The organism is Neisseria bergeri (genome assembly GCA_003044455.1).
Lineage (GTDB): Bacteria > Pseudomonadota > Gammaproteobacteria > Burkholderiales > Neisseriaceae > Neisseria > Neisseria bergeri.
Window position 1 is genome coordinate 23,925 of record POWY01000001.1, and the last position, 19,818, is coordinate 43,742.

Here is a 19,818-nt window from a genome sequence, read left to right on the forward strand (position 1 = left end):
ATTCGTTTGAATCCGGGCAAACGCGTATAATGTGCGGTTTGTACGGACTTTGTCGGAATCAAGCAAGATGACGGAACCTGCAGCCGAAGGCGGCAAAGCTGCCAAGGCGTTAAAAAAATATCTGATTACAGGCATTTTGGTCTGGCTGCCGATTGCGGTAACGGTTTGGGTGATTTCCTATATCGTTTCCGCGTCCGACCAGCTTGTCAACCTGCTGCCGAAGCAATGGCGGCCGCAATATGTTTTGGGGTTTAATATCCCTGGGCTGGGCGTTATCGTTGCCATTGCCGTATTGTTTGTAACCGGATTATTTGCCGCCAATGTATTGGGTCGGCAGATTCTTGCCGCGTGGGACAGCTTGTTGGGTAGGATTCCGGTTGTGAAATCCATCTACTCGAGTGTGAAAAAAGTATCCGAGTCCCTGCTTTCCGACAGCAGCCGTTCGTTTAAAACACCGGTACTCGTGCCGTTTCCCCAATCGGGTATTTGGACAATCGCATTCGTGTCTGGTCAGGTGTCGAATGCGGTTAAGGCCGCATTGCCTCAGGATGGCGATTATCTTTCCGTGTATGTCCCGACCACGCCCAACCCGACCGGCGGTTACTATATTATGGTAAAGAAAAGCGATGTGCGCGAACTCGATATGAGCGTGGACGAAGCGTTGAAATATGTGATTTCGCTGGGTATGGTCATCCCTGACGACCTGCCCGTCAAAACATTGGCAGGACCTATGCCGTCTGAAAAGGCGGATTTGCCCGAACAACAATAAAGCCGCCGTTCAGACGGCATTTTCTGTTTTCAGTTTAAATCAATAAAAGGTGATTTTATGCGTACCAACTATTGCGGTCTGATTAGCGAGCAATACTTAGACCAAACCGTTACCGTCAAAGGCTGGGTACACCGCCGGCGCGACCACGGCGGTGTGATTTTTATCGACCTGCGCGACCGCGAAGGCATCGTCCAAGTCGTGATCGATCCCGACACGCCCGAAGCGTTTGCCGCTGCCGACTCCGCCCGCAACGAATACGTTTTGAGCATTACCGGCCGCGTACGCAACCGTCCTGAAGGCACGACCAACGACAAAATGATTTCCGGCAAAATCGAAATCCTTGCCAAAGAAATCGAAGTGTTGAACGCCGCCGCCACGCCGCCGTTCCAAATCGACGATGAAAACATCAGCGAAAACGTGCGCCTGACCAACCGCGTTATCGACTTGCGCCGTCCGGTGATGCAGCGCAACCTGCGCCTGCGTTACCAAGTCGCTATGGGCGTTCGCCGTTACTTGGATGCGCAAGGCTTCATCGACATTGAAACGCCGATGCTGACCCGCTCCACGCCTGAGGGCGCACGCGACTACCTCGTACCGAGCCGCGTCCATCCGGGCGAGTTTTTCGCGCTGCCTCAATCGCCGCAATTATTCAAACAACTGTTGATGGTGGCAGGTTTCGACCGTTACTATCAAATTACCAAGTGCTTCCGCGACGAAGACCTGCGTGCCGACCGCCAGCCCGAATTTACGCAAATCGACTTGGAAACCTCGTTTTTGAACGAGGATGAAATTATGGACATCACCGAAGGTATGGCGAAACAAGTCTTCAAAGATGCTTTGAACGTAGATTTGGGTGACTTCCCACGCATGCCTTATTCTGAAGCCATGTTCTACTACGGCTCTGACAAACCGGATATGCGTATCGACTTGAAATTTACCGAGCTGACCGACCTGATGAAAACGGAAGAGTTTAAAGTTTTCCGTGGCGCAGCCGATATGAAAGGCGGCCGCGTGGTCGCCCTGCGCGTGCCGAACGGCGCGAAATTCAGCCGCAAAGAAATCGACGAATACACCAAATTTGTCGGCATCTACGGCGCGAAAGGTCTGGCATACATCAAAGTAAACGATGTGGGCAACCTTTCCAACGGCGAAGACAGCGGTCTGCAATCTCCGATTGTGAAATTCCTGTCCGAAAACGCCCTGAAAGAAATTATCGAACGTGCCGGCGCGCAAAACGGCGACATTATCTTCTTCGGTGCGGACAAAACCAAAGTCGTGAACGAGGCCATCGGCGCATTGCGTATCAAAGTCGGCTTGGAACACGGCAAAGACAACGGCTACTTCGTGGACGAATGGAAACCTTTGTGGGTTGTCGACTTCCCAATGTTCGAATACGACGAAGAAGCCGACCGCTACGTTGCCGTACACCATCCGTTTACCGCGCCAAAAGAAGGTCATGAAGACCTGATGGTTTCCGACCCTGCAAACTGCCTGGCCCGCGCCTACGATATGGTATTGAACGGCTGGGAAATCGGCGGCGGCTCTATCCGTATCCACCGCGCAGACGTACAAGAGAAAGTGTTTGCCGCGCTGAAAATCAGCCCTGAAGAGCAACAAGAGAAATTCGGCTTCCTCTTGGACAACCTGAAATTCGGTGCGCCTCCTCACGGCGGTTTGGCATTCGGCCTCGACCGTCTGGTAACGCTGATGACCGGTGCCGAATCCATCCGCGATGTGATTGCCTTCCCGAAAACCCAACGCGCCCAATGCCTGCTGACCAACGCGCCAAACAGTGTGGACGACAAACAGCTGCGCGAATTGAGCCTGCGCCTGCGCCAAAAGGCGGCCGAAACCAAAGAAGCATAAGGAAAACAGAGCCGTTTACGGCTCTGTTTTTTTCAGACGGCATTTACGCTTCTTAACTTCCCTCTAATTCAAACCTAATTTTGCTGTGTTTTAATGGCGGCATTGAAAAACACCCCTTGTTCAATAAGTCGATTAAGAAAGGACTGAAAATGAAAAAACTGTTATTGGCTGCCGTTGTTTCCCTGAGTGCCGCAACCGCATTTGCCGGCGACTCTGCCGAGCGTCAGATTTACGGCGATCCCCATTTTGAACAAAACCGCACGAAAGCCGTGAAAATGTTGGAACAGCGCGGTTATCAGGTTCACGATGTCGATGCCGACGACCATTGGGGCAAACCTGTTTTGGAAGTGGAAGCCTATAAAGACGGCCGCGAATACGACATCGTGTTGTCTTACCCCGACCTGAAAATCATCAAAGAGCAGCTCGATCGCTGATTCCTTTGATAGAAAGATGAACCAAAATGCCGTCTGAAATGTTCAGACGGCATTTTGTTTTCCGGTGGGGAGACAGGTTTAGAACAGCGAATCAAACGGTTCGGAAGCAGTATTTTTAAAAGTTTCAGTTTCTGCCTGAGGTACGGATTCGGTAACGGGCTCGACATCGGCCGGCGGCAGGGCGGGAATGGGGTGGACGATTTGAACCGGAGGTTGTTCGGCAGCTTGGGGAACCGGCTGTTCGACAGGGTTAACCCGGGTAATTTTCGGCTTAGGTGCTTCAGCTTGGCTGTATGAGGAAGAACCCTGTATCCACGCCAGCGATTTGAGCGGCATCTTCATCTTGCCGTTTTTGCCGCAGGTCAGGCAGACGGCCGATCCGGTGCGGTCTTTGAGTACGGCATCGATTTTACCGGATGCGATGGTTTTACCCTGTGTTTTTGCCCATTGCGCAATACTTTTTTTCAGCGAGGCAATGTCAAGGTTGTTCTTACCGTAAGGGTCGCGGAAGGCGGCAAGCCACAGGTTGCGATCCGCATCTTCATTGAGACCCGCCATTTGATAGATGACGGAGGCGGGCGAGCCGCTGGCGATGGTTTTGGCAAATTCGAGCGCGTCGGGCGATTTCATGCGGACGCAGCCGTGACTCCGAACCCCGGGGACGCTGGCCGGCGCATTGGTTCCGTGTATGCCCAAACCGAGTTTCGGGTCTCCTAAGCGGACAAAAACCGGCCCCAAAGGGTTGTCCGGGCCGGCGGCTATGGTTTTTACGCCGTCGCCGCGTTCTTTCTGTATGGATTTGGGGATGTGCCAAACAGGGTTATAGGCTTTCGCCCCGATTTTATGTTCGCCTAGATTGGTTTGCGTCATCGCCCGACCTACCGCAACGGGATAAACCTTGGTCAGGTTACCGTCGGTGTAGAGAAACAGGCGTTGCTGAGGGATGTTAATGAAGACATGTTGACCTTGTGCGACGGGGGAGACATCGGGAATGACGGTGTTTGCGTATGAAAAACTGGTTATAGACAGTACGGCGGTGAGGCAGATTGTTTTATTCATATCAAAATGTAGTGTGCGTTCGATGGTGTTTTGGCAAATCATACCTGAAACCGTGCGGTTTTGTGCGAAAATATGCGTTTCGGTACAGTATGGACGGTTTTGGGAATGGAGACGGAAACAAATGTCGCGGAAATTTCCGCCTTGGATTATGAAGGCAGGGGTGTGGCAAAGGTTGGCGGCAAAACGGTTTTTATTAAAGGGGCATTGCCGTCTGAAAGAGTTGGTTTTCGGATTGTCAGACAGAAAAAGCAGTTTGACGAAGCGGAGGCGGTGGCGATATTCAAAGTTTCAGATGAGCGTACCGTCCCGCAGTGCCGTTATTTTGAACGCTGCGGCGGTTGTTCCCTGCAACATATTTCCCCGGCGGCGCAGGTGGCGTTCAAACAAAGGATGATGGAAGAGCAGCTCGAGCGTATCGGCAAGGTCAGGCCGCAGCAGATATTGCCGCCGATTTACGGACATGTATGGCATTATCGGGACAGGGCGCGGTTCAGTGTGTCATTAGACAAATCATGCCGTCTGAAACTGGGGTTTCAGGCAAAGAAAACGAATGATGTGGTGGGTATTTCGTCATGTATGCTTCTTCCGAAGCCGGTTTCAGACAAGCTGCCCGCCATCAGGGGGCTTTTGCAGGATTTGGCGGAAGAGGGAAGTGTTGCCCGTTTTGCCGAGTTTTATCGCGGCAGTGAAATCACCGTATTGAACATCGCGTTCAAAAGCAAACTTCGGCAGAACGAAGAAAACCGGATTCGGCAGTGGTTTGATTCGGAATTGTCGGACGGCTGGCAGGTTTGGCTGCAAATCGGAGGAAAGGTATCGGAACCGTTTTATTCCCAAAAGGATACGACATTAAAATATACATTACCTGAGTTCGGCATTGAAATGCCGTTCCGTCCGGGAGATTTTACACAAATCAATACCGATACCAACCGGCTGATGGTTTCACGTGTCGTGAAAATGCTCGACATACGGCGGGGCGAAAGGATTGCCGACCTGTTTTGCGGTTTGGGCAATTTCAGTTTGCCGATGGCAAAAAGCGGGGCGGATGTGGTCGGCATCGAAGGTGCGGAAAACCTGGTCAGGCGCGCCAGGCAAAATGCCCGGTTGAACGGTTGCGGCGGACAGACAGATTTTATTGCTGCCAACCTCTTTGATTGCACCGAAAAGACAGTCGCCTCTTGGGGAAGGTTTGACAAAATGCTGATAGATCCTCCCAGAAGCGGTGCATATGAAGTCGTCAAATCGCTGCATGCACCCTACCTTCCGCAAAAAATCGTTTATGTATCCTGCAATCCTTCCACTTTGGCACGGGATGCGGGCGTGTTGGTTGAAAAAGGCTATATACTCGGCGGGGCAGGGATAATGAATATGTTTGCCCAGACATCCCATACCGAGTCTGTCGCCGTATTCGATTTGTTGCCGCAACAGGAAAGTAACTTATTGAAAATAAAAGGTAAAGGCTAATTAAGGAAGGGGATGCAAACAGATAGTGCCCGACAAATACATTTAAACGTATAAAACATAAAAGGTCATATGGCAAGGCTTGTGCAGAAGGCATATTGTCAAACGTTAAATTATGGTATGATTTGAAACTTACAAGTCTATTTCAGTAAATCGTTAATAATAAAAGCGGACAATTGCCGTTGCAGGCAGTCAGCTATCCGCTCGTTACGGTATCGGGAGTATCCTTTGGAAAACTCATTAATTATCGGTCTGGCACTGGCGGTATTGCTGGTGCTTTTGGTTATGCGTGCGAAGCAGGGTAAGAAAACATCGAAGCGCAAATCCCAAGGTGTCGGCAATACGCAGGGGCAGCCGCCCGGAAGCAATGATTCGGACTGGGTCGATCAGGTTGACCAATCGGTTTCAGACGGCACGCAGACGGGATTTTCTTGGAATGAGAGCGCCGAGACCGCATCTGCGGCAGTATCCGCGCAAGAAGTCGATCCGCTGACGGAATATCAGGTTTATAAGCAGTTCGGTTATCAGGGCAAGGCTGCCGAGTCTTTGGCTGCCTATCTGGACGGCATTCCGGATGGTGAAGCGAAACCTGAAAACCTTATCCGCGAGCTGCTCGATATCAATCTCGAAGTGGGGGATGTCGATGTTTTGGCAGACAATCTGCAAAAATACGGCAGACTGATTCCTTCCGAACTTTTGGCAAAATATATCGAACAGGCATTACAGCGCGATTCAAACCATTTGCGTATCCGCGTCTTGGCGGAAGAAGGTTTGGGATGGGGCATTCAGGAGATTGAAAAACGCGCGGAAGGCGGTTCTGCGACGGCAGCTTCCGCATCGCCCCAGCCGGATGCCGGCGGTAAGGCTTATGGAGCCGAAGAAATCAAGCGCATCCCGATTGTGCGGGGCAAAAAAGACGTGTCCGGAATCAGCCAAGAGGAAATCGGTGCGATTGCCGGCCTGGTCCGCGCCGATCAAGGTGCGAAAATCCTTAAAGACAAAGTCAGCTACGAAACGGCATCGAAACAATACGACCGTGCCATCCAAACTTCCGAAAAACCTGCAAACCTGATTATCGATGCGTTGAAACTCGACTATCAGCATGCGGATATAGACCGTTTTGCCGGACATTTGTGGAAACTTTACCAAACGTTGGGCAATTACGGCAGACAGGTTAAAGAGCGGATGCTGGGGTGGGGGTACAGTTTGGGTTACCATGAAGTTTTCGATGATTTGGAAAAGGGGCCGAACGATCAGCAAATCAAAGACATCGGTATGGGGCACGGGTATCTGCCGAAAAATATACAGAAATTCAAAGCGCAACATCGGGATTTGGTGCTTCAAGATTCTTCGTTGATCAACATCGGTTCGTCTCCGGCAGACGATGCGGTTAAAGAAGTAGAGTCGTTGCTGATGTATGGTCAGATTGAGGCGGCAATGGATGTGTTGGAGCAGGCGGTATTGAAATATCCCGACGAGTCCCAGCTTTATATTACGTTGATCGATATTTATGAACGTACTGAAGATTGGGATAGGTTGGGGCAGTTTTTAAGGGTATTGAGGGAACGTGCGGACAGGCTTCCTGAAGAGGTCGTTATGCTGATGAGCCGACTGCTGCAGCGTATGAATCAAAATATAAAAAAATAAAACGGTACGGAAAATAAAAATGGAAGTTCAACTGCCGAAAATTAAAACAGTACGCGTAATGTTGGCGGGGATGACGGCGCAGCAGGAATCCGTTTTCAAAATGGCATTCAAAATGCACAATACCACCCGTTATGAAACAATATCCCCTTCAGACGGCAGTGCCGTGCCCGATTTGGTTTTGGCGGATACCGATGCCGAGGGCGGTTTTGAACTTTGGAAAGAGCTTGCCGAGCGTTATAAGGATATACCCGTCGCCGTCTGTTCGGAGAAAGTTCCCGATTCTGAAGTTCCCTACCTGCCCAAACCGATTCGGTTTGAAACATTGTTTCCTATGCTCCGCAAGTTGTTGCAGGGCGAGAATGTTTATGGGAAATCGTTTATTGCACCCGCAGACCGGTCAGCGAAAAACAACGGGAATGTGCAGCGTACGGTTACGATACGCCGGTTTAACCCGAATAAGGGATTATTGGGGGCGTTGCGGTTTGCGGAAAAGAACAGGCGGGACATCGCTATCTTGCATGGAAATAAGCCGGTCCTTATTGTTTTCCCCTCGATACAACGGGTTTTGCTGACAGAAAGTGTGCAAAAACTCGAAGAATTGTGCAAAGACGAAAATTTGCAGGTCAGTTGCAAGACTGTTCCCGATAACCCGCAATGGCGCGAAAAGGCTAAAGTAGGCATTATGTCCTGTATGTGGCAGTTTTCCATTTGGACGGCGCAGGGCAGGTTGATTTATCCGATTTCTCCCGATATTCCGTTTACGTTGAAATCTTGGCCAAACCTGACCCGGTTGGCAAATGTGCCGGGATCGATACGCTTGTCGGCATTTCTGACCAAGGCATCCGTCAACCTTAACGTGTTGTATAAAGTGATGCCTTTAAATCTCGATGATATTCTGAATTATCTTGCGGCAACCTATACGACCGGGTTTTTGTCGGTAGATTTAAAAACGGCTTCACAAAAGGCATACTCCGATATGGCGGATAAAATAAATATCGGGGCCGATTCTGCCTCTGATAGTGAAATGGTGAAAAAAGCGGAAAAAATCACGACCCCATCCCAATCCCAGCCGCGCGGCCTTCTGCAAAGGCTGATGAAAAAACTGTTGGGCAGCTAGGAGGCGGAGAGATGAGAGAAAATAAAATTATTTTCACAGGACCTGTCGGTGTAGGGAAAACCACTGCCATTGCAGCTATTTCGGACGAAGCACCCGTCCAGACCGATGCTTCCGCATCCGATATGACTTTGGACAGGAAAAGGAATACGACAGTGGCGATGGACTACGGGGTCATCAGCTTGGATGAGGATACCAAAGTCCATTTATATGGTACGCCCGGTCAGGAACGGTTCAACTTTATGTGGGAAATCTTAAGCCAAGGCAGTATGGGTTTGGTCTTGCTTTTGGATAATGCCAGAACCAACCCGTTGAAAGATTTGGAATTCTTTTTACATTCGTTTCGAGGGCTGCTGGAGAAGGCACCCGTCGTTGTCGGTATTACCAAGATGGATATACGCTCTCAGCCCGGTATCGACGTGTATCACAAATATCTTGCAAAACATAATCTTAATGTTCCGGTTTTTGAAATTGATGCCCGTAAGGAAGATGACGTAAAGCAATTGGTTAGCGCAATGTTATTTTCTATTGATCCGGGACTGGAGGTTTAATATGGAATCAACACTTTCACTACAAGCAAATTTATATCCCCGCCTGACTCCTGCCGGTGCATTTTATGCCGTATCCAGCGATACCCCCAGTGCTGGTAAGACCTTGTTGCACAGCCTGTTGAAAGCGGATGCGGACGAAGTGGTCAGCAGTGAGAAGCTGCTCGCCTGGGCGGACACCGCCGACATCGATACCGCTTTGAACCTGTTGTACCGTTTGCAAAAACTCGAATTTCTCTATGGCGATGAAAACGGTCATTCAGACGGCATCAATCTGTCGGACGAGCAATTGCCGTTGCTGATGGAACAATTGTCCGGCAGCGGTAAGGCATTATTGGTCGATCGGAACGGCCTGTATCTTGCCAACGCCAATTTCCATCATGAGGCGGCGGAAGAGTTGGGGTTGTTGGCGGCAGAAGTCGCACAGATGGAAAAGAAACACCGGCTGCTGATTAAGAACAACCTGTATATCAACAATAACGCTTGGGGCGTTTGCGACCCTTCCGGTCAGAGCGAATTGACATTTTTCCCATTGTATATCGGTTCGACCAAATTTATTTTGGTCATCGGCGGCATACCTGATTTGAGCAAAGAGGCATTTGTTACTTTGGTCAGGATTTTATACCGTCGTTACAGCAACCGCGTGTAAAACTTGGGATAGGAGGGTTTATGCAGCAATTATTAATTTCGGTTTTGGAAGACTTGAACAACACATCTCCGGATATTGTCGCATCTGCCGTTATCTCAACCGACGGATTGCCGATGGCGACAATGCTTCCTTCACATTTGAATTCAGACAGGGTAGGGGCGATTTCTGCCACTTTGCTTGCTTTAGGCAGCCGTTCGGTGCAAGAACTCGCCTGCGGGGAATTGGAACAAGTGATGATTAAAGGAAAATCAGGCTATATCCTTTTAAGTCAGGCGGGTAAAGATGCCGTGTTGGTGCTGATGGCAAAAGAAACCGGCAAACTTGGTTTAATCCTATTGGATGCCAAACGAGCGGCAAGGCATATTGCGGAAGCCATATAACATATAAAGATTGCGGGCTTGCAGATAAAGTGCAATCGATTGTAAATTTATATTGACACGTTCGGTATTTCTGTTTTATTATTCGCGCTTATTCCCCGATAGCTCAGTCGGTAGAGCGACGGACTGTTAATCCGCAGGTCCCTGGTTCGAGCCCAGGTCGGGGAGCCAAATTCCAAAACCCTCTAAGTATCTTCTTAGAGGGTTTTGTTTTTGTCAGAGAATCCGGTACGGCATTCTTTTATGGAGGGAAAGTTGTGACCCAATCAAGGCGGATTTTAGAATACGCAGAGAAGCAATGCGGCACGGTTCTTATAAAATATCCCGATTCTGCCGTGTTGAGGCATGGTGGGAATAGGGGGAAATGGTATGCACTAATCGGGAGGATTGCCAAAAGCCGTTTGGGTTTGCAGGGGGATGGAGAGGTAACATCCATTAATGTGAAGAGTAATCCTGATATGGTTTCCGTTTTGAGGCGGGGGAAAAATTTTTTACCTGCATACCATATGAACAAGCAGCATTGGGTCGGTATCGTGTTGGATTATGGTGCGGAAACGGATAAAATATTGACGCTGTTGGATTGGAGCTACGATTTGATGGAAAAATAAAAATGCCGTCTGGACTTGACTGCACCCTATCAGTTGGGGCAGTGCAAGTTCAGACGGCATTTCATCGTGGGTCGGCAGGAATCGGAACAAGGCGGTGAAACTGCAAACTGTACGGCAATGCGGTAACCTGTTAATTCACTATATTTTGTCCGTTCAGGCTCGGCGTTCTTTGCACATTAGTTTCGCATCCAGCCAGCCGTCGCCGCCGGAGATGATGTTTTTGGCAACGAAGTTGTCCAAGTCGGGCAGCAGGGAAACGGCGCGCCCGCTGTTGATGATGACGACGACGACCATCGGTTTGTCGCCCAGCCAGTAGCCTGCCAATGCGCGGACATTGTTGAGCGTGCCTGTTTTCAGGCGCAGCAGCCCGCCGCTTTGTTTGAAGCGGTTGCGTAAAGTCCCGTCTGTGCCGGCGATGGGCAGCGTGTCGATGAAATCTTGTGCAAACGGGCTGAAATAAGCCGTTTCCAACATTTGAGCCATCATTCTCGCCGTTACCCTTTCTTTTCTGGACAGACCCGAACCGTTTTCCAAAACCAAATCCGCAACATCGATGCCCGACACGGCAAGTTCTCGCCGGACGGCAGACGCTGCCTGTTCGGAAACGGCGGGCAGTTTGCCGTCGCCGCCGAGTTTCAGGAAGACGGAGCGCGCAATCAGATTGTCCGAACGCTTGTTCATGTCCGTCAAAATTTCCTTCATCGGTTTGGCGTGTGCAAGGGCAAGCGTCTGCGCGCCTTCCGGCGTGTCGGCTATGCCGATGCCGTCTGAAATCCGTCCGCCGCCGAGCAGCCAGTGGTTGGTAAAACTTTGCCGGATCAGTTCGTCAAGTACGAACATCCGGACACCGACAGGCTTGCCCAAACAGCTTTCGGGAATATTGCCGCGCAATTTCAGCGTATTGTCCGAAAAAGATGCACGCATCAGTTTTTTGACCGAAGGGCAGGCAGCTTGGGAGGCGGTAATTTTCAAGTTGTTTTGGGCAAAAATATGCGGCAAAGGCGGATCGGTGAGGATGTCGGTACTACCGGCGGCATTGCGTTCGGCGCGCACCATAACCATACCGGCAGACAGCATAGTCGGATTTGGGGGCGTCATAAACGGCGAACCGCTGTCGGCTTCAAAATGGTCAGGACTGCCGACTTCGCCCCACAGCTTGTGGTCGAGTATCAGGTGTCCCGTGATATTGCGTATACCTTTGTCGCGCAACTGTTTTTGAACGTCAAGCAGGTTTTCCTGATTGAAAACGGGGTCGCCGCTGCCTACCCAGTACAAATCGCCATCCAGCGTGCCGTTACTCACTTTGCCGTTGCTTTTAAACTCGGTCGCCCAGCGGTAATTGCTGCCGAAGGTTTTGAAGGCGGCAAACGCGGTAACGAGTTTCATCGTGGACGCGGGATTGACGGGGACATCCGCGCGGTGGTCGATGACGACCCTGCCGCTGACGAGTTCTTGGACATATACGGCGATTTCGTTTTGCGGAATGCGGCCGGTATCGAGCGCGTGTGCGGCGAGGGAGGTGAGAAGCAGCAGCAGAAAGGCCGCTGTTTTGGGGAAATTCATAGGTGAATCTGTTACATAAAAAGAGCAATTATAAGGCAAAGCCGGATAAGTGGGAACGCCGGGGCGGCGGGCCGGCTTGTTTGCAGGGGAAATCGCATATATAATAATCGCTATCATTATTAAATGATTGAAACACACAAACTTAATATTCAGGAGGAATGATTGTGGCTAAGAAAATCAGTATTTTGGTGGGCAGCCTGCGCCGTGCTTCTTTTGCACGCAAGGTGGCATTGAATGCGGTACAGATGTTTCCAGAAGGCTGGCAGGCGGAAATTGTCGAAATCGGACATCTGCCGCTTTATAATTTCGATTATGACGACCCTGCGGTGGAAGATGTGCCGCTGCCCGAAAGCTACACGGCTTTCCGCGAAACGATTAAGGCTTCAGACGGCATTTTGTTCGTTACGTCCGAAAACAACCGCACTGTTCCCGCCTGTTTGAAAAATGCGGTGGACATCGGTTCTAAACCGAATGCCGATGTGGCTTGGAAAAACAAACCTGCCGGCATCATCAGCCATTCCGTCGGCAAGATGGGCGGTTACAGTTCGCAAAAAAACCTGCGTCTTGCCCTGTCTTATTTCGATATGCCCGTAACCGGACAGCCGGAAGTGTTTTTGGGCAATTCGCCGACGCTGCTTGATGAAAAAGGCAAATTGGTTGACTCGGCAAGGGATTTTGTTCAGTCATATATTAATCAGTTTGTCTCTCTGGTGGAGAAACACGCAAAATAGGTTGGAAACGGTCAAAAACCGCAGAATCTTGGTTCTGCGGTTTTTTGTTGCTGCTAAATTGCGGCTAATTTTGGGGTGTTAGAATAGGCACGGTTTATTTTGAAGGGAAAGTTGATGCGTGTATTGTTGGTTGAAGACGATGCGATGATTGCGGAAGCGGTGTCGGCAAGTTTGAAAGACGGCGGCTATGCGGTGGATTGGGTCAAAAACGGCGCGCAGGTTGCGGCGGCGGCCGCTGCCCAGCCTTATGACCTGATGCTGCTGGATTTGGGTTTGCCGGGGCGCGATGGTTTGGATGTTTTGTCGGAAATACGCGCGGCAGGCTGTACCGTCCCCGTGCTGATCGTTACGGCGCGGGATGATCTGTACAGCCGGCTGAACGGTTTGGACGGCGGTGCGGACGACTATATCGTCAAGCCGTTCGATATGGCGGAGCTTAAGGCGCGGATGCGGGCAGTGTTGCGGCGCGGCGGCGGTCAGGGACAGGTTTGCCTGTCCAACGGCGTGATTTCGCTGAATCCGGCAACGTATCAGGCGGAAATTATTGCCGAGGGGCGGCAGGTGGCATTGAGCAACAAGGAGTTTGCAGTATTGCAGGCTTTGCTGGCGAGGCCGGGCGTGATTTTGTCGCGCTCGGATTTGGAGGACAAGGTTTACGGCTGGGGCGAGGAAGTCGAAAGCAATGCGGTGGATTTTCTGATTCACGCGCTGCGTAAGAAACTGGGTAAGGAAAGCATACAAAATGTGCGCGGTGTCGGCTGGCTGATGCCGCGTCAAGATGCCGTCTGAACAGGAACGAAGATGCCGGACCGTTTTTTTAAAATTTTAAAACATTCGCTTCAGGTCAGAATCAGCCTTGCCCTGATTTGGATGTTTGTTCCGCTGGCAATGCTTGCAGGTATGTTTTCCTACTACGAAACCTTCCACGAAACGGAAGCGTTGCAGGACGACCTGCTCCGTCAGGCGGCATTGTACGTCGCACCCGATTCCAAACCCGAAACTTTGCCCGAGGGCGACGGCGATACGCGCATTTTCGTGCAGATGCCGCAGCAGGAAGACCCTGTTGTCAGCCTGCCTGCGCATCTGGCGGACGGTCTGCACACGCTTCAGGCGGACGGGGACGACGATTATTACCGCGTCTATATCCGCACGACCGAACAGGGACGGATTGCCGTCATGCAGGAAAACGAATACCGTGAAGATTTGGCGGCGGATGCGGCACGGCAAAGCGTGTTGCCCCTGTTGGCGGCACTGCCGCTGATGATTTTGCTGACCGTGTGGATTACGCACAAAGCCATGCGCCCCGTCCGCAAATTGTCGCAAAGTCTCGAACAACGCCGAATCAATGACCTGTCTGCTTTGAGTGTGGACAATATTCCCAGTGAAATCAGAGGTTTCGTAACCGCCATCAACCTGCTTTTGAAACGTGCGGATGAAGACATCCGCCACCGTCAGCGGTTTGTCGCCGACGCGGCACACGAATTGCGTACGCCGATGACAGCCCTTTCCCTTCAGGCGGAACGGCTCAACAATATGCCGCTCCCGCCCGAAGCGGCGCGGCAGTCTGCCGTTTTGCAGCAGAGCATCAGGCGCAACAAACACCTGCTCGAACAGCTTTTGGCACTGGCGCGTTCGCAGTCGGATGAAACCCCTCTGACGAAAACGACATTCGGTCTGCAAAGCCGTTTCCGCCAAGTGTTGCAGGAACTGATGCCGCTGGCTTTGGAAAAACGTCAGGACATCGGTGTGGCGGTCGGAGGCGATGTCGAAGTGTCTGCCGACGAAACGGAAATCTATACGCTGATTAAAACCTTTGCCGACAACGCGGTACGTTACACGCCGCCCGAAGGCAGGATAGATTTGGGTTTCACGGACGAAGGGAAATATCTCGCCGTGTGGGTGGAAGATAACGGGAACGGCATTCCCGAATCCGAACGCGCCCGCGTCCTCGATCCGTTTTACCGTATTTTGGGAACGGAGCAGCAGGGGACGGGGCTGGGGCTGTCGATTGCCGACACGCTTGCCAAAAAATACGGCGGACATTTGGAATTGACCGACAGCCGACGTTTCGGACACGGTCTGTTGATACGGGCGTTGTTGGACAAGGAAACCCTGAAATAGACAGATGCCGTCTGAAGGCTTCAGACGGCATTTTTTACATCAGCACAATATCGTATTGTTCCTGCGTGTAAGCGGTTTCGACCGCCAGAGAAATCGGTTTGCCGATGAAATCTATCAGCATTGCCAAGGATTGCGATTCTTCGTCCAAAAACAAATCGATGACGTTGGGGGCGGCGAGGATGCGGAAACTTTCGGCATCGTAACGGCGCGCTTCGCGGACGATTTCGCGCTGGATTTCGTAGCACACGGTTTGCGGCGTTTTCAGACGGCCTCTGCCTTGGCAGGAAGGGCAGGGTTCGCAGAGGACTTGGTTTAAGTTTTCGCGCGAGCGTTTGCGCGTCAGCTCGACCAGCCCCAGGCTGGTAAAACCGTGCAGGGTAACGCGGGTACGGTCGAAGGCGAGGGCTTTGGCAAGCTCCTGCAACACGGCTTCGCGGTGGCTTTCCTGTGCCATATCGATGAAGTCGATGATGATGATGCCGCCGAGGTTGCGTAGCCTCAATTCGCGGGCGATGGTGTGGCAGGCTTCGAGGTTGGTGCGGAAGATGGTTTCGTCGAAGTTGCGTGCGCCGACGAAGCCGCCGGTGTTCACGTCTATCGTGGTCATGGCTTCGGTGGACTCGATAATCAGGTAGCTGCCGAAGTTGAGGTTGACGCGCGGTTGCAGGGCGCGGCTGATTTCCTGCTCGACGTTGTGGGTTTCAAACAGCGGGCGTTCGCCTTTGAACAATTCTATCCTGCCCAATGCGCCGTGGACGTATTGTTCGGCAAAACGCGTCATGCGCCCGTGGTTTACGGTGGAATCGACGAGGATTTTCTGCGTGTCGCAGCCGACCATATCGCGCAACACGCGCAGGCTTAAAGGCAAGTCCTGATAAAGCAGGGTTTCCGGCGGTTGGATTTTTGCCTGTTCTTGGATGTGTTCCCACACTTTGGTCAGGTAGTCGATGTCGGACTGGAGCTGTTCGTCGGTGGCGTTTTCGGCGTTGGTGCGGATGATGTAGCCCCGGCAGGCATTTTCCGGCAGGAGCTTGTCGAGGCGTTCGCGCAGGCTGCTGCGTTCGGCATCGTCTTCGATGCGTTGGGACACGCCGATGTGGTCTTCTTGCGGAAGATGGACGAGGAAACGCCCCGCCAGCGAGATTTGGGTGGAAAGCCGCGCGCCTTTGGTGTTGATCGGGTCTTTGATGACCTGCACCAAAACAGACTGCCCTTCAAACAGCATATGTTCGATGCGCTGGGTTTCTTCGGGGTTGCGGCGTTGTTCGAGGACATCGACGATGTGTAAAAACGCCGCGCGTTCCAAGCCGATGTCGATAAACGCGCTCTGCATCCCAGGCAGCACGCGGCGCACCACGCCCAGATAGATATTGCCGACCAGGCTGTGTTCGCTGTTGCGCTCGATGTGCAGCTCGCAGATATTGTTTTCCTCCAACACCGCTACGCGCGTTTCCTGCGGCGTGATGTTGACCAATATCGTTTCGGGCGGGCGCGCGATGTCTTTGGGGATGGGGAGTCCTGACAACATGGTTTTTCCTGAAAATGTAATAAAAATATTTTGCATCCGTTCCGCCGCGCAGCGCGGGTGCAAAAATATTTTTCACAATGTCTATCATACTTTAAAAAAGAAACTTTGACACATTCCGCACATGCCGTTTGAACGTGCATCTGTTCCGCACTTGCCAAACAGGGGAAATGCCCCTATATTGATTATCATTGCAAAACTTTCGGAAACCCAATATGCAGACCGTTACCATGTACACAGGTCCGTTTTGCCCCTACTGCGCGATGGCGAAAAGGCTGCTGCACGCGGCAGGTGTCGGACATATCGACGAAATCCGTGTCGATGCAAGCCCCGAAGCCTTTGCCGAAATGCAGCAGCTTTCGGGACAGCGCAGCGTGCCGCAGATTTTCATCGGCGAAACGCACGTCGGCGGATTTACCGACCTCTACCGCCTCCAGCAGGAAGGCGGGCTGGACGGACTGCTGAACCCTTAACCCCCAACTAGGAAAACAAAATGAGCGAAGAACTGCAACCCGTATTCAGCATCGAGCGACTGTATGTCAAAGACTTGTCTTTGGAAGTGCCGCACGCGCCGCAAATCTTTTTGGAACAGGGCGAGCCTGAAGTGGATATGCGCGTTTCCACCGGCAGCCAAAAGCTGGAAGACGGCTACTACAACGTGGATGTAACCGTTACCGTAACCGCCAAATTGGATAACGAGCGCACGATGTTTTTGAACGAAGTAACCCAAAGCGGTATTTTCCGTTTGGAAAACATCCCCGAAGAAGATGTGCAGCTGCTGCTGGGCGTGGCGTGTCCGAACATCCTCTTCCCTTACGCGCGCGAAGCCGTTTCCGGTACGGTAACACGTGCCGGCTTCCCGCCCGTCCTGCTCGCGCCGATTAATTTTGAGGCGATTTACCAACAACAGCAGGAAGCCGAAGCCGCCGGGGCTTGATTCCTGCCTGCCGATGCCGTCTGAATCCGTTTCAGACGGTATTTTTGTTTTCGGATAAAATAGGTGCGTTCAAAGGAATCTGCCTATGATGTCGCCCGAAACCCAGAAACAGCTCAAAATCACCGATGTTTCCGCCAAGAAGCTCGACAAACTCAACCTCCATACCGCGTGGGATTTGGTGTTGCACCTGCCGCTGCGTTACGAGGACGAGACGCACATTATGCCGATTAAGGACGCGCCGATTGGCGTGCCGTGCCAGGTCGAGGGCGAGGTTATCCATCAGGAAGTAACGTTCAAACCGCGCAAGCAGTTGATTGTCCAAATCGCCGACGGTTCCGGCAGCGTCCTTTTTCTGCGCTTCATCCACTTTTACGCCAGCCATCAGAAACAGACGGCGGTCGGCAAACGCATCCGCGCCGTGGGCGAAATCAAACACGGCTTTTACGGCGACGAGATGATTCATCCCAAAATCCGCGATGCCGAGGGCGGCGGTTTGGCGGAAAGCCTCACGCCGGTTTACCCGACCGTAAACGGTTTGAACCAGCCCACTTTGCGCCGTATTATTCAGACGGCGTTGGACGTTACGCCGCTGCACGACACGCTGCCCGATGCCCTGCTGTGCCGTCTGAAGCTGCCACACCTCGCCGAAAGCCTGCGTCTTTTGCATTCGCCGCCGCCGAGTTTCACGATTCATCAGCTTTCAGACGGCACGCTGCCTGCATGGCAACGGCTCAAATTCGATGAACTTTTGGCGCAACAGCTTTCGATGCGCTTGGCGCGACAGAAGCGTATCGGCGGCACGGCGGCGGCATTGGGCGGCGACGGCACATTGACCCAAGCCCTGCGCCAAGCCCTGCCGTTTGCCCTGACCGATGCGCAAGAAAAAGTTGTTTCCGAAATCTGCCGCGATATGGCGCAAACCTACCCGATGCACCGCCTGCTGCAGGGCGATGTCGGCAGCGGCAAAACCATTGTGGCTGCTTTGTCTGCTTTGACGGCTATCGAATCCGGTGCGCAGGTGGCTGTAATGGCGCCCACTGAAATCCTTGCCGAACAGCATTTTATTAAATTTAAACAATGGCTCGAACCTTTGGGCATTGAAGTTGTCCGCCTTTTTGGCAGTTTGCGTAAAAAAGCCAAAGACGAAGCCAAAGCCAAACTGGCTGACGGCAGCGTCAAAATCGCCGTCGGCACGCACGCCCTGTTTTCAGACGGCGTGGCGTTTCACAATTTGGGCTTGACCATTGTGGACGAACAGCACCGTTTCGGCGTTGCCCAACGCCTCGCCCTCAAAAACAAAGGGCGCGAAGTCCATCAGCTGATGATGTCCGCCACGCCCATCCCGCGCACGCTTGCGATGAGTTTTTTCGCCGATTTGGACGTGTCCGTCATCGACGAATTGCCGCCCGGGCGCACACCGATTAAAACGCGCCTCGTCAACAACGTCCGCCGCGCCGAAGTCGAAGGCTTCGTCCTCGGCACTTGCCGAAAAGGGCGGCAGGCGTATTGGGTCTGCCCATTGATTGAAGAAAGCGAAACCCTGCAACTGCAAACCGCCGCCGAAACCCTCGCCCGGCTTCAGACGGCATTGCCCGAACTCAATATCGGACTGGTACACGGGCGCATGAAGGCCGCCGAAAAGGCCGAAGTGATGGCGCGGTTTTCTTCGGGGGGGCTGAACGTCTTGGTCGCCACCACCGTCATCGAAGTCGGCGTAGATGTGCCCAATGCCGCCCTGATGGTCATCGAACACGCCGAGCGCATGGGCTTGGCGCAGCTTCACCAATTACGCGGACGGGTAGGGCGCGGCGCGGCGGAAAGCGTGTGCGTCCTCCTGTTTGCCGAACCCTTGGGCGAACTCGCCAAAGCGCGGCTGAAAGTCATCTACGAACACACCGACGGCTTCGAAATCGCCCGCCAAGACCTCAATATCCGCGGCCCGGGCGAGTTTCTCGGCGCGCGCCAAAGCGGCGTGCCTATGCTGCGTTTCGCCAAACTCGAAGAAGACCTGCACCTTTTGGAACAGGCGCGCGAAACCGCCCCTTTGCTGATTGAGCAAAACCCCGAAATCGTCGAAGCGCATTTGGCAAGGTGGCTTTCCGGCAGGGAAGGGTATTTGGGCGTGTGAGCAAAATGCCGTCTGAAATATTAGAAAAAAGTGTAACGGAAATCTGATTTTTATAGTGGATTAACAAAAATCAGGACAAGGCGGCGAGCCGCAGACAGTACAGATAGTACGGAACCGATTCACTTGGTGCTTCAGCACCTTAGAGAATCGTTCTCTTTGAGCTAAGGCAAGGCAACGCCGTACTGGTTTTTGTTAATCCACTATATTATTTTTGACACATTTTCATGATTTTAAATCCCGTTATTCCCAAGTGGGCGGAAACCGGCAATGAGAAGCCGCAG

19 protein-coding genes and 1 tRNA gene are annotated in these 19,818 nt (G+C 52.2%); 17 read left to right on the top strand and 3 right to left on the bottom strand.

All coding sequences use genetic code 11. The features are described 5' to 3' along the window. Positions 1-67 precede the first annotated feature (67 nt). The 3 genes from DBY86_RS00165 to DBY86_RS00175 all read left to right on the top strand — a co-directional run bounded on the left by DBY86_RS00165 (position 68) and on the right by DBY86_RS00175 (position 3,069). A complete protein-coding gene (locus DBY86_RS00165) occupies positions 68-769 on the top strand; it encodes a DUF502 domain-containing protein (RefSeq protein ID WP_107818461.1) in 702 nt (233 codons plus the stop codon). 57 nt (positions 770-826) lie between these two features. Next, positions 827-2,635, top strand: a complete 1,809-nt coding sequence (gene aspS, locus DBY86_RS00170; protein WP_107818462.1) for an aspartate--tRNA ligase — start codon at positions 827-829, stop codon at positions 2,633-2,635. A gap of 149 nt (positions 2,636-2,784) precedes the next feature. After that, positions 2,785-3,069: a PepSY domain-containing protein gene (locus DBY86_RS00175; RefSeq protein ID WP_002216588.1), complete on the top strand. Its 285-nt coding sequence runs from the start codon at positions 2,785-2,787 to the stop codon at positions 3,067-3,069. A 78-nt stretch (positions 3,070-3,147) separates the two neighbouring features. Here the strand turns inward: DBY86_RS00175 and DBY86_RS00180 are convergent, their stop codons facing one another. Then, positions 3,148-4,128, bottom strand: coding sequence for a L,D-transpeptidase (locus DBY86_RS00180; RefSeq protein ID WP_465119537.1), 981 nt, complete (start codon positions 4,126-4,128; stop codon positions 3,148-3,150). 105 nt (positions 4,129-4,233) lie between these two features. Here DBY86_RS00180 and rlmD point away from each other — a divergent pair, with 105 nt between their 5' ends. The 8 genes from rlmD (at position 4,234) to DBY86_RS00220 (ending at position 10,532) form a co-directional block, all read left to right on the top strand. Next, a complete protein-coding gene (gene rlmD, locus DBY86_RS00185) occupies positions 4,234-5,592 on the top strand; it encodes a 23S rRNA (uracil(1939)-C(5))-methyltransferase RlmD (protein WP_107818464.1) in 1,359 nt (452 codons plus the stop codon). Positions 5,593-5,817: 225 nt separating this feature from the next. After that, positions 5,818-7,236, top strand: coding sequence for a tetratricopeptide repeat protein (locus tag DBY86_RS00190; RefSeq protein WP_107818465.1), 1,419 nt, complete (start codon positions 5,818-5,820; stop codon positions 7,234-7,236). Positions 7,237-7,255: 19 nt separating this feature from the next. Further along, positions 7,256-8,353 carry a response regulator gene (locus DBY86_RS00195; protein ID WP_107818466.1) on the top strand — a complete coding sequence of 366 codons (1,098 nt, stop codon included), beginning with the start codon at positions 7,256-7,258 and terminating at the stop codon, positions 8,351-8,353. 11 nt (positions 8,354-8,364) lie between these two features. Further along, complete coding sequence (locus tag DBY86_RS00200) at positions 8,365-8,901, top strand: GTP-binding protein (RefSeq protein ID WP_003710372.1); 537 nt, start codon at positions 8,365-8,367, stop codon at positions 8,899-8,901. A gap of 1 nt (position 8,902) precedes the next feature. After that, the gene (locus tag DBY86_RS00205; protein ID WP_003710371.1) at positions 8,903-9,547 is read left to right on the top strand and encodes a hypothetical protein; all 645 of its coding nucleotides are present in this window, start codon (positions 8,903-8,905) and stop codon (positions 9,545-9,547) included. 20 nt (positions 9,548-9,567) lie between these two features. After that, the gene (locus tag DBY86_RS00210) at positions 9,568-9,927 is read left to right on the top strand and encodes a roadblock/LC7 domain-containing protein (RefSeq protein ID WP_003710368.1); all 360 of its coding nucleotides are present in this window, start codon (positions 9,568-9,570) and stop codon (positions 9,925-9,927) included. A 92-nt stretch (positions 9,928-10,019) separates the two neighbouring features. Beyond that, positions 10,020-10,095: transfer RNA gene (locus DBY86_RS00215), tRNA-Asn, on the top strand. A 164-nt stretch (positions 10,096-10,259) separates the two neighbouring features. Next, positions 10,260-10,532: an MmcQ/YjbR family DNA-binding protein gene (locus DBY86_RS00220; protein ID WP_234403360.1), complete on the top strand. Its 273-nt coding sequence runs from the start codon at positions 10,260-10,262 to the stop codon at positions 10,530-10,532. Positions 10,533-10,685: 153 nt separating this feature from the next. Here DBY86_RS00220 and dacB read toward each other — a convergent pair whose 3' ends face one another. After that, positions 10,686-12,095 carry a D-alanyl-D-alanine carboxypeptidase/D-alanyl-D-alanine endopeptidase gene (gene dacB / locus DBY86_RS00225; RefSeq protein ID WP_107818468.1) on the bottom strand — a complete coding sequence of 470 codons (1,410 nt, stop codon included), beginning with the start codon at positions 12,093-12,095 and terminating at the stop codon, positions 10,686-10,688. Positions 12,096-12,253: 158 nt separating this feature from the next. Between dacB and DBY86_RS00230 the strand changes: the two genes are divergently transcribed. The 3 genes from DBY86_RS00230 to DBY86_RS00240 all read left to right on the top strand — a co-directional run bounded on the left by DBY86_RS00230 (position 12,254) and on the right by DBY86_RS00240 (position 14,947). Beyond that, positions 12,254-12,826, top strand: coding sequence for an NADPH-dependent FMN reductase (locus DBY86_RS00230; RefSeq protein ID WP_107818469.1), 573 nt, complete (start codon positions 12,254-12,256; stop codon positions 12,824-12,826). A 114-nt stretch (positions 12,827-12,940) separates the two neighbouring features. Then, positions 12,941-13,615, top strand: a complete 675-nt coding sequence (locus DBY86_RS00235) for a response regulator transcription factor (protein WP_107818470.1) — start codon at positions 12,941-12,943, stop codon at positions 13,613-13,615. An 81-nt stretch (positions 13,616-13,696) separates the two neighbouring features. Then, entirely contained in the window at positions 13,697-14,947 is a 1,251-nt protein-coding gene (locus tag DBY86_RS00240) for an ATP-binding protein (protein WP_002256891.1), read from the top strand. A gap of 34 nt (positions 14,948-14,981) precedes the next feature. Here DBY86_RS00240 and rng read toward each other — a convergent pair whose 3' ends face one another. After that, positions 14,982-16,475, bottom strand: a complete 1,494-nt coding sequence (gene rng, locus DBY86_RS00245; protein ID WP_101074680.1) for a ribonuclease G — start codon at positions 16,473-16,475, stop codon at positions 14,982-14,984. A gap of 212 nt (positions 16,476-16,687) precedes the next feature. On the opposite strand from rng, the gene grxC reads away from it, so the two are divergent. From grxC to recG, 3 genes are all read left to right on the top strand, one after another. Then, complete coding sequence (grxC, locus tag DBY86_RS00250; protein WP_002221441.1) at positions 16,688-16,945, top strand: glutaredoxin 3; 258 nt, start codon at positions 16,688-16,690, stop codon at positions 16,943-16,945. Positions 16,946-16,965: 20 nt separating this feature from the next. Further along, positions 16,966-17,409 (top strand): protein-export chaperone SecB, encoded by a 444-nt coding sequence (gene secB, locus DBY86_RS00255; RefSeq protein WP_002214461.1) that lies wholly within the window; start codon positions 16,966-16,968, stop codon positions 17,407-17,409. Positions 17,410-17,494: 85 nt separating this feature from the next. Continuing rightward, complete coding sequence (gene recG, locus DBY86_RS00260; protein ID WP_107818471.1) at positions 17,495-19,537, top strand: ATP-dependent DNA helicase RecG; 2,043 nt, start codon at positions 17,495-17,497, stop codon at positions 19,535-19,537. The last annotated feature ends 281 nt before the right edge of the window (positions 19,538-19,818 follow it).

Excerpts from the sequence above, each read along its gene's own strand:
- dacB (WP_107818468.1), bottom strand. The coding sequence starts at position 12,095 with ATGAATTTCCCCAAAACAGCGGCCTTTCTGCTGCTGCTTCTCACCTCC.
- recG (WP_107818471.1), top strand. The coding sequence starts at position 17,495 with ATGATGTCGCCCGAAACCCAGAAACAGCTCAAAATCACCGATGTTTCC.
- rng (WP_101074680.1), bottom strand. The coding sequence starts at position 16,475 with ATGTTGTCAGGACTCCCCATCCCCAAAGACATCGCGCGCCCGCCCGAA.
- DBY86_RS00175 (WP_002216588.1), top strand. The coding sequence starts at position 2,785 with ATGAAAAAACTGTTATTGGCTGCCGTTGTTTCCCTGAGTGCCGCAACC.
- rlmD (WP_107818464.1), top strand. The coding sequence starts at position 4,234 with ATGGAGACGGAAACAAATGTCGCGGAAATTTCCGCCTTGGATTATGAA.
- DBY86_RS00205 (WP_003710371.1), top strand. The coding sequence starts at position 8,903 with ATGGAATCAACACTTTCACTACAAGCAAATTTATATCCCCGCCTGACT.
- DBY86_RS00195 (WP_107818466.1), top strand. The coding sequence starts at position 7,256 with ATGGAAGTTCAACTGCCGAAAATTAAAACAGTACGCGTAATGTTGGCG.
- DBY86_RS00210 (WP_003710368.1), top strand. The coding sequence starts at position 9,568 with ATGCAGCAATTATTAATTTCGGTTTTGGAAGACTTGAACAACACATCT.
- DBY86_RS00240 (WP_002256891.1), top strand. The coding sequence starts at position 13,697 with ATGTTTGTTCCGCTGGCAATGCTTGCAGGTATGTTTTCCTACTACGAA.
- DBY86_RS00165 (WP_107818461.1), top strand. The coding sequence starts at position 68 with ATGACGGAACCTGCAGCCGAAGGCGGCAAAGCTGCCAAGGCGTTAAAA.
- DBY86_RS00200 (WP_003710372.1), top strand. The coding sequence starts at position 8,365 with ATGAGAGAAAATAAAATTATTTTCACAGGACCTGTCGGTGTAGGGAAA.
- DBY86_RS00230 (WP_107818469.1), top strand. The coding sequence starts at position 12,254 with ATGATTGTGGCTAAGAAAATCAGTATTTTGGTGGGCAGCCTGCGCCGT.
- DBY86_RS00180 (WP_465119537.1), bottom strand. The coding sequence starts at position 4,128 with ATGAATAAAACAATCTGCCTCACCGCCGTACTGTCTATAACCAGTTTT.
- DBY86_RS00235 (WP_107818470.1), top strand. The coding sequence starts at position 12,941 with ATGCGTGTATTGTTGGTTGAAGACGATGCGATGATTGCGGAAGCGGTG.
- grxC (WP_002221441.1), top strand. The coding sequence starts at position 16,688 with ATGCAGACCGTTACCATGTACACAGGTCCGTTTTGCCCCTACTGCGCG.
- aspS (WP_107818462.1), top strand. The coding sequence starts at position 827 with ATGCGTACCAACTATTGCGGTCTGATTAGCGAGCAATACTTAGACCAA.
- secB (WP_002214461.1), top strand. The coding sequence starts at position 16,966 with ATGAGCGAAGAACTGCAACCCGTATTCAGCATCGAGCGACTGTATGTC.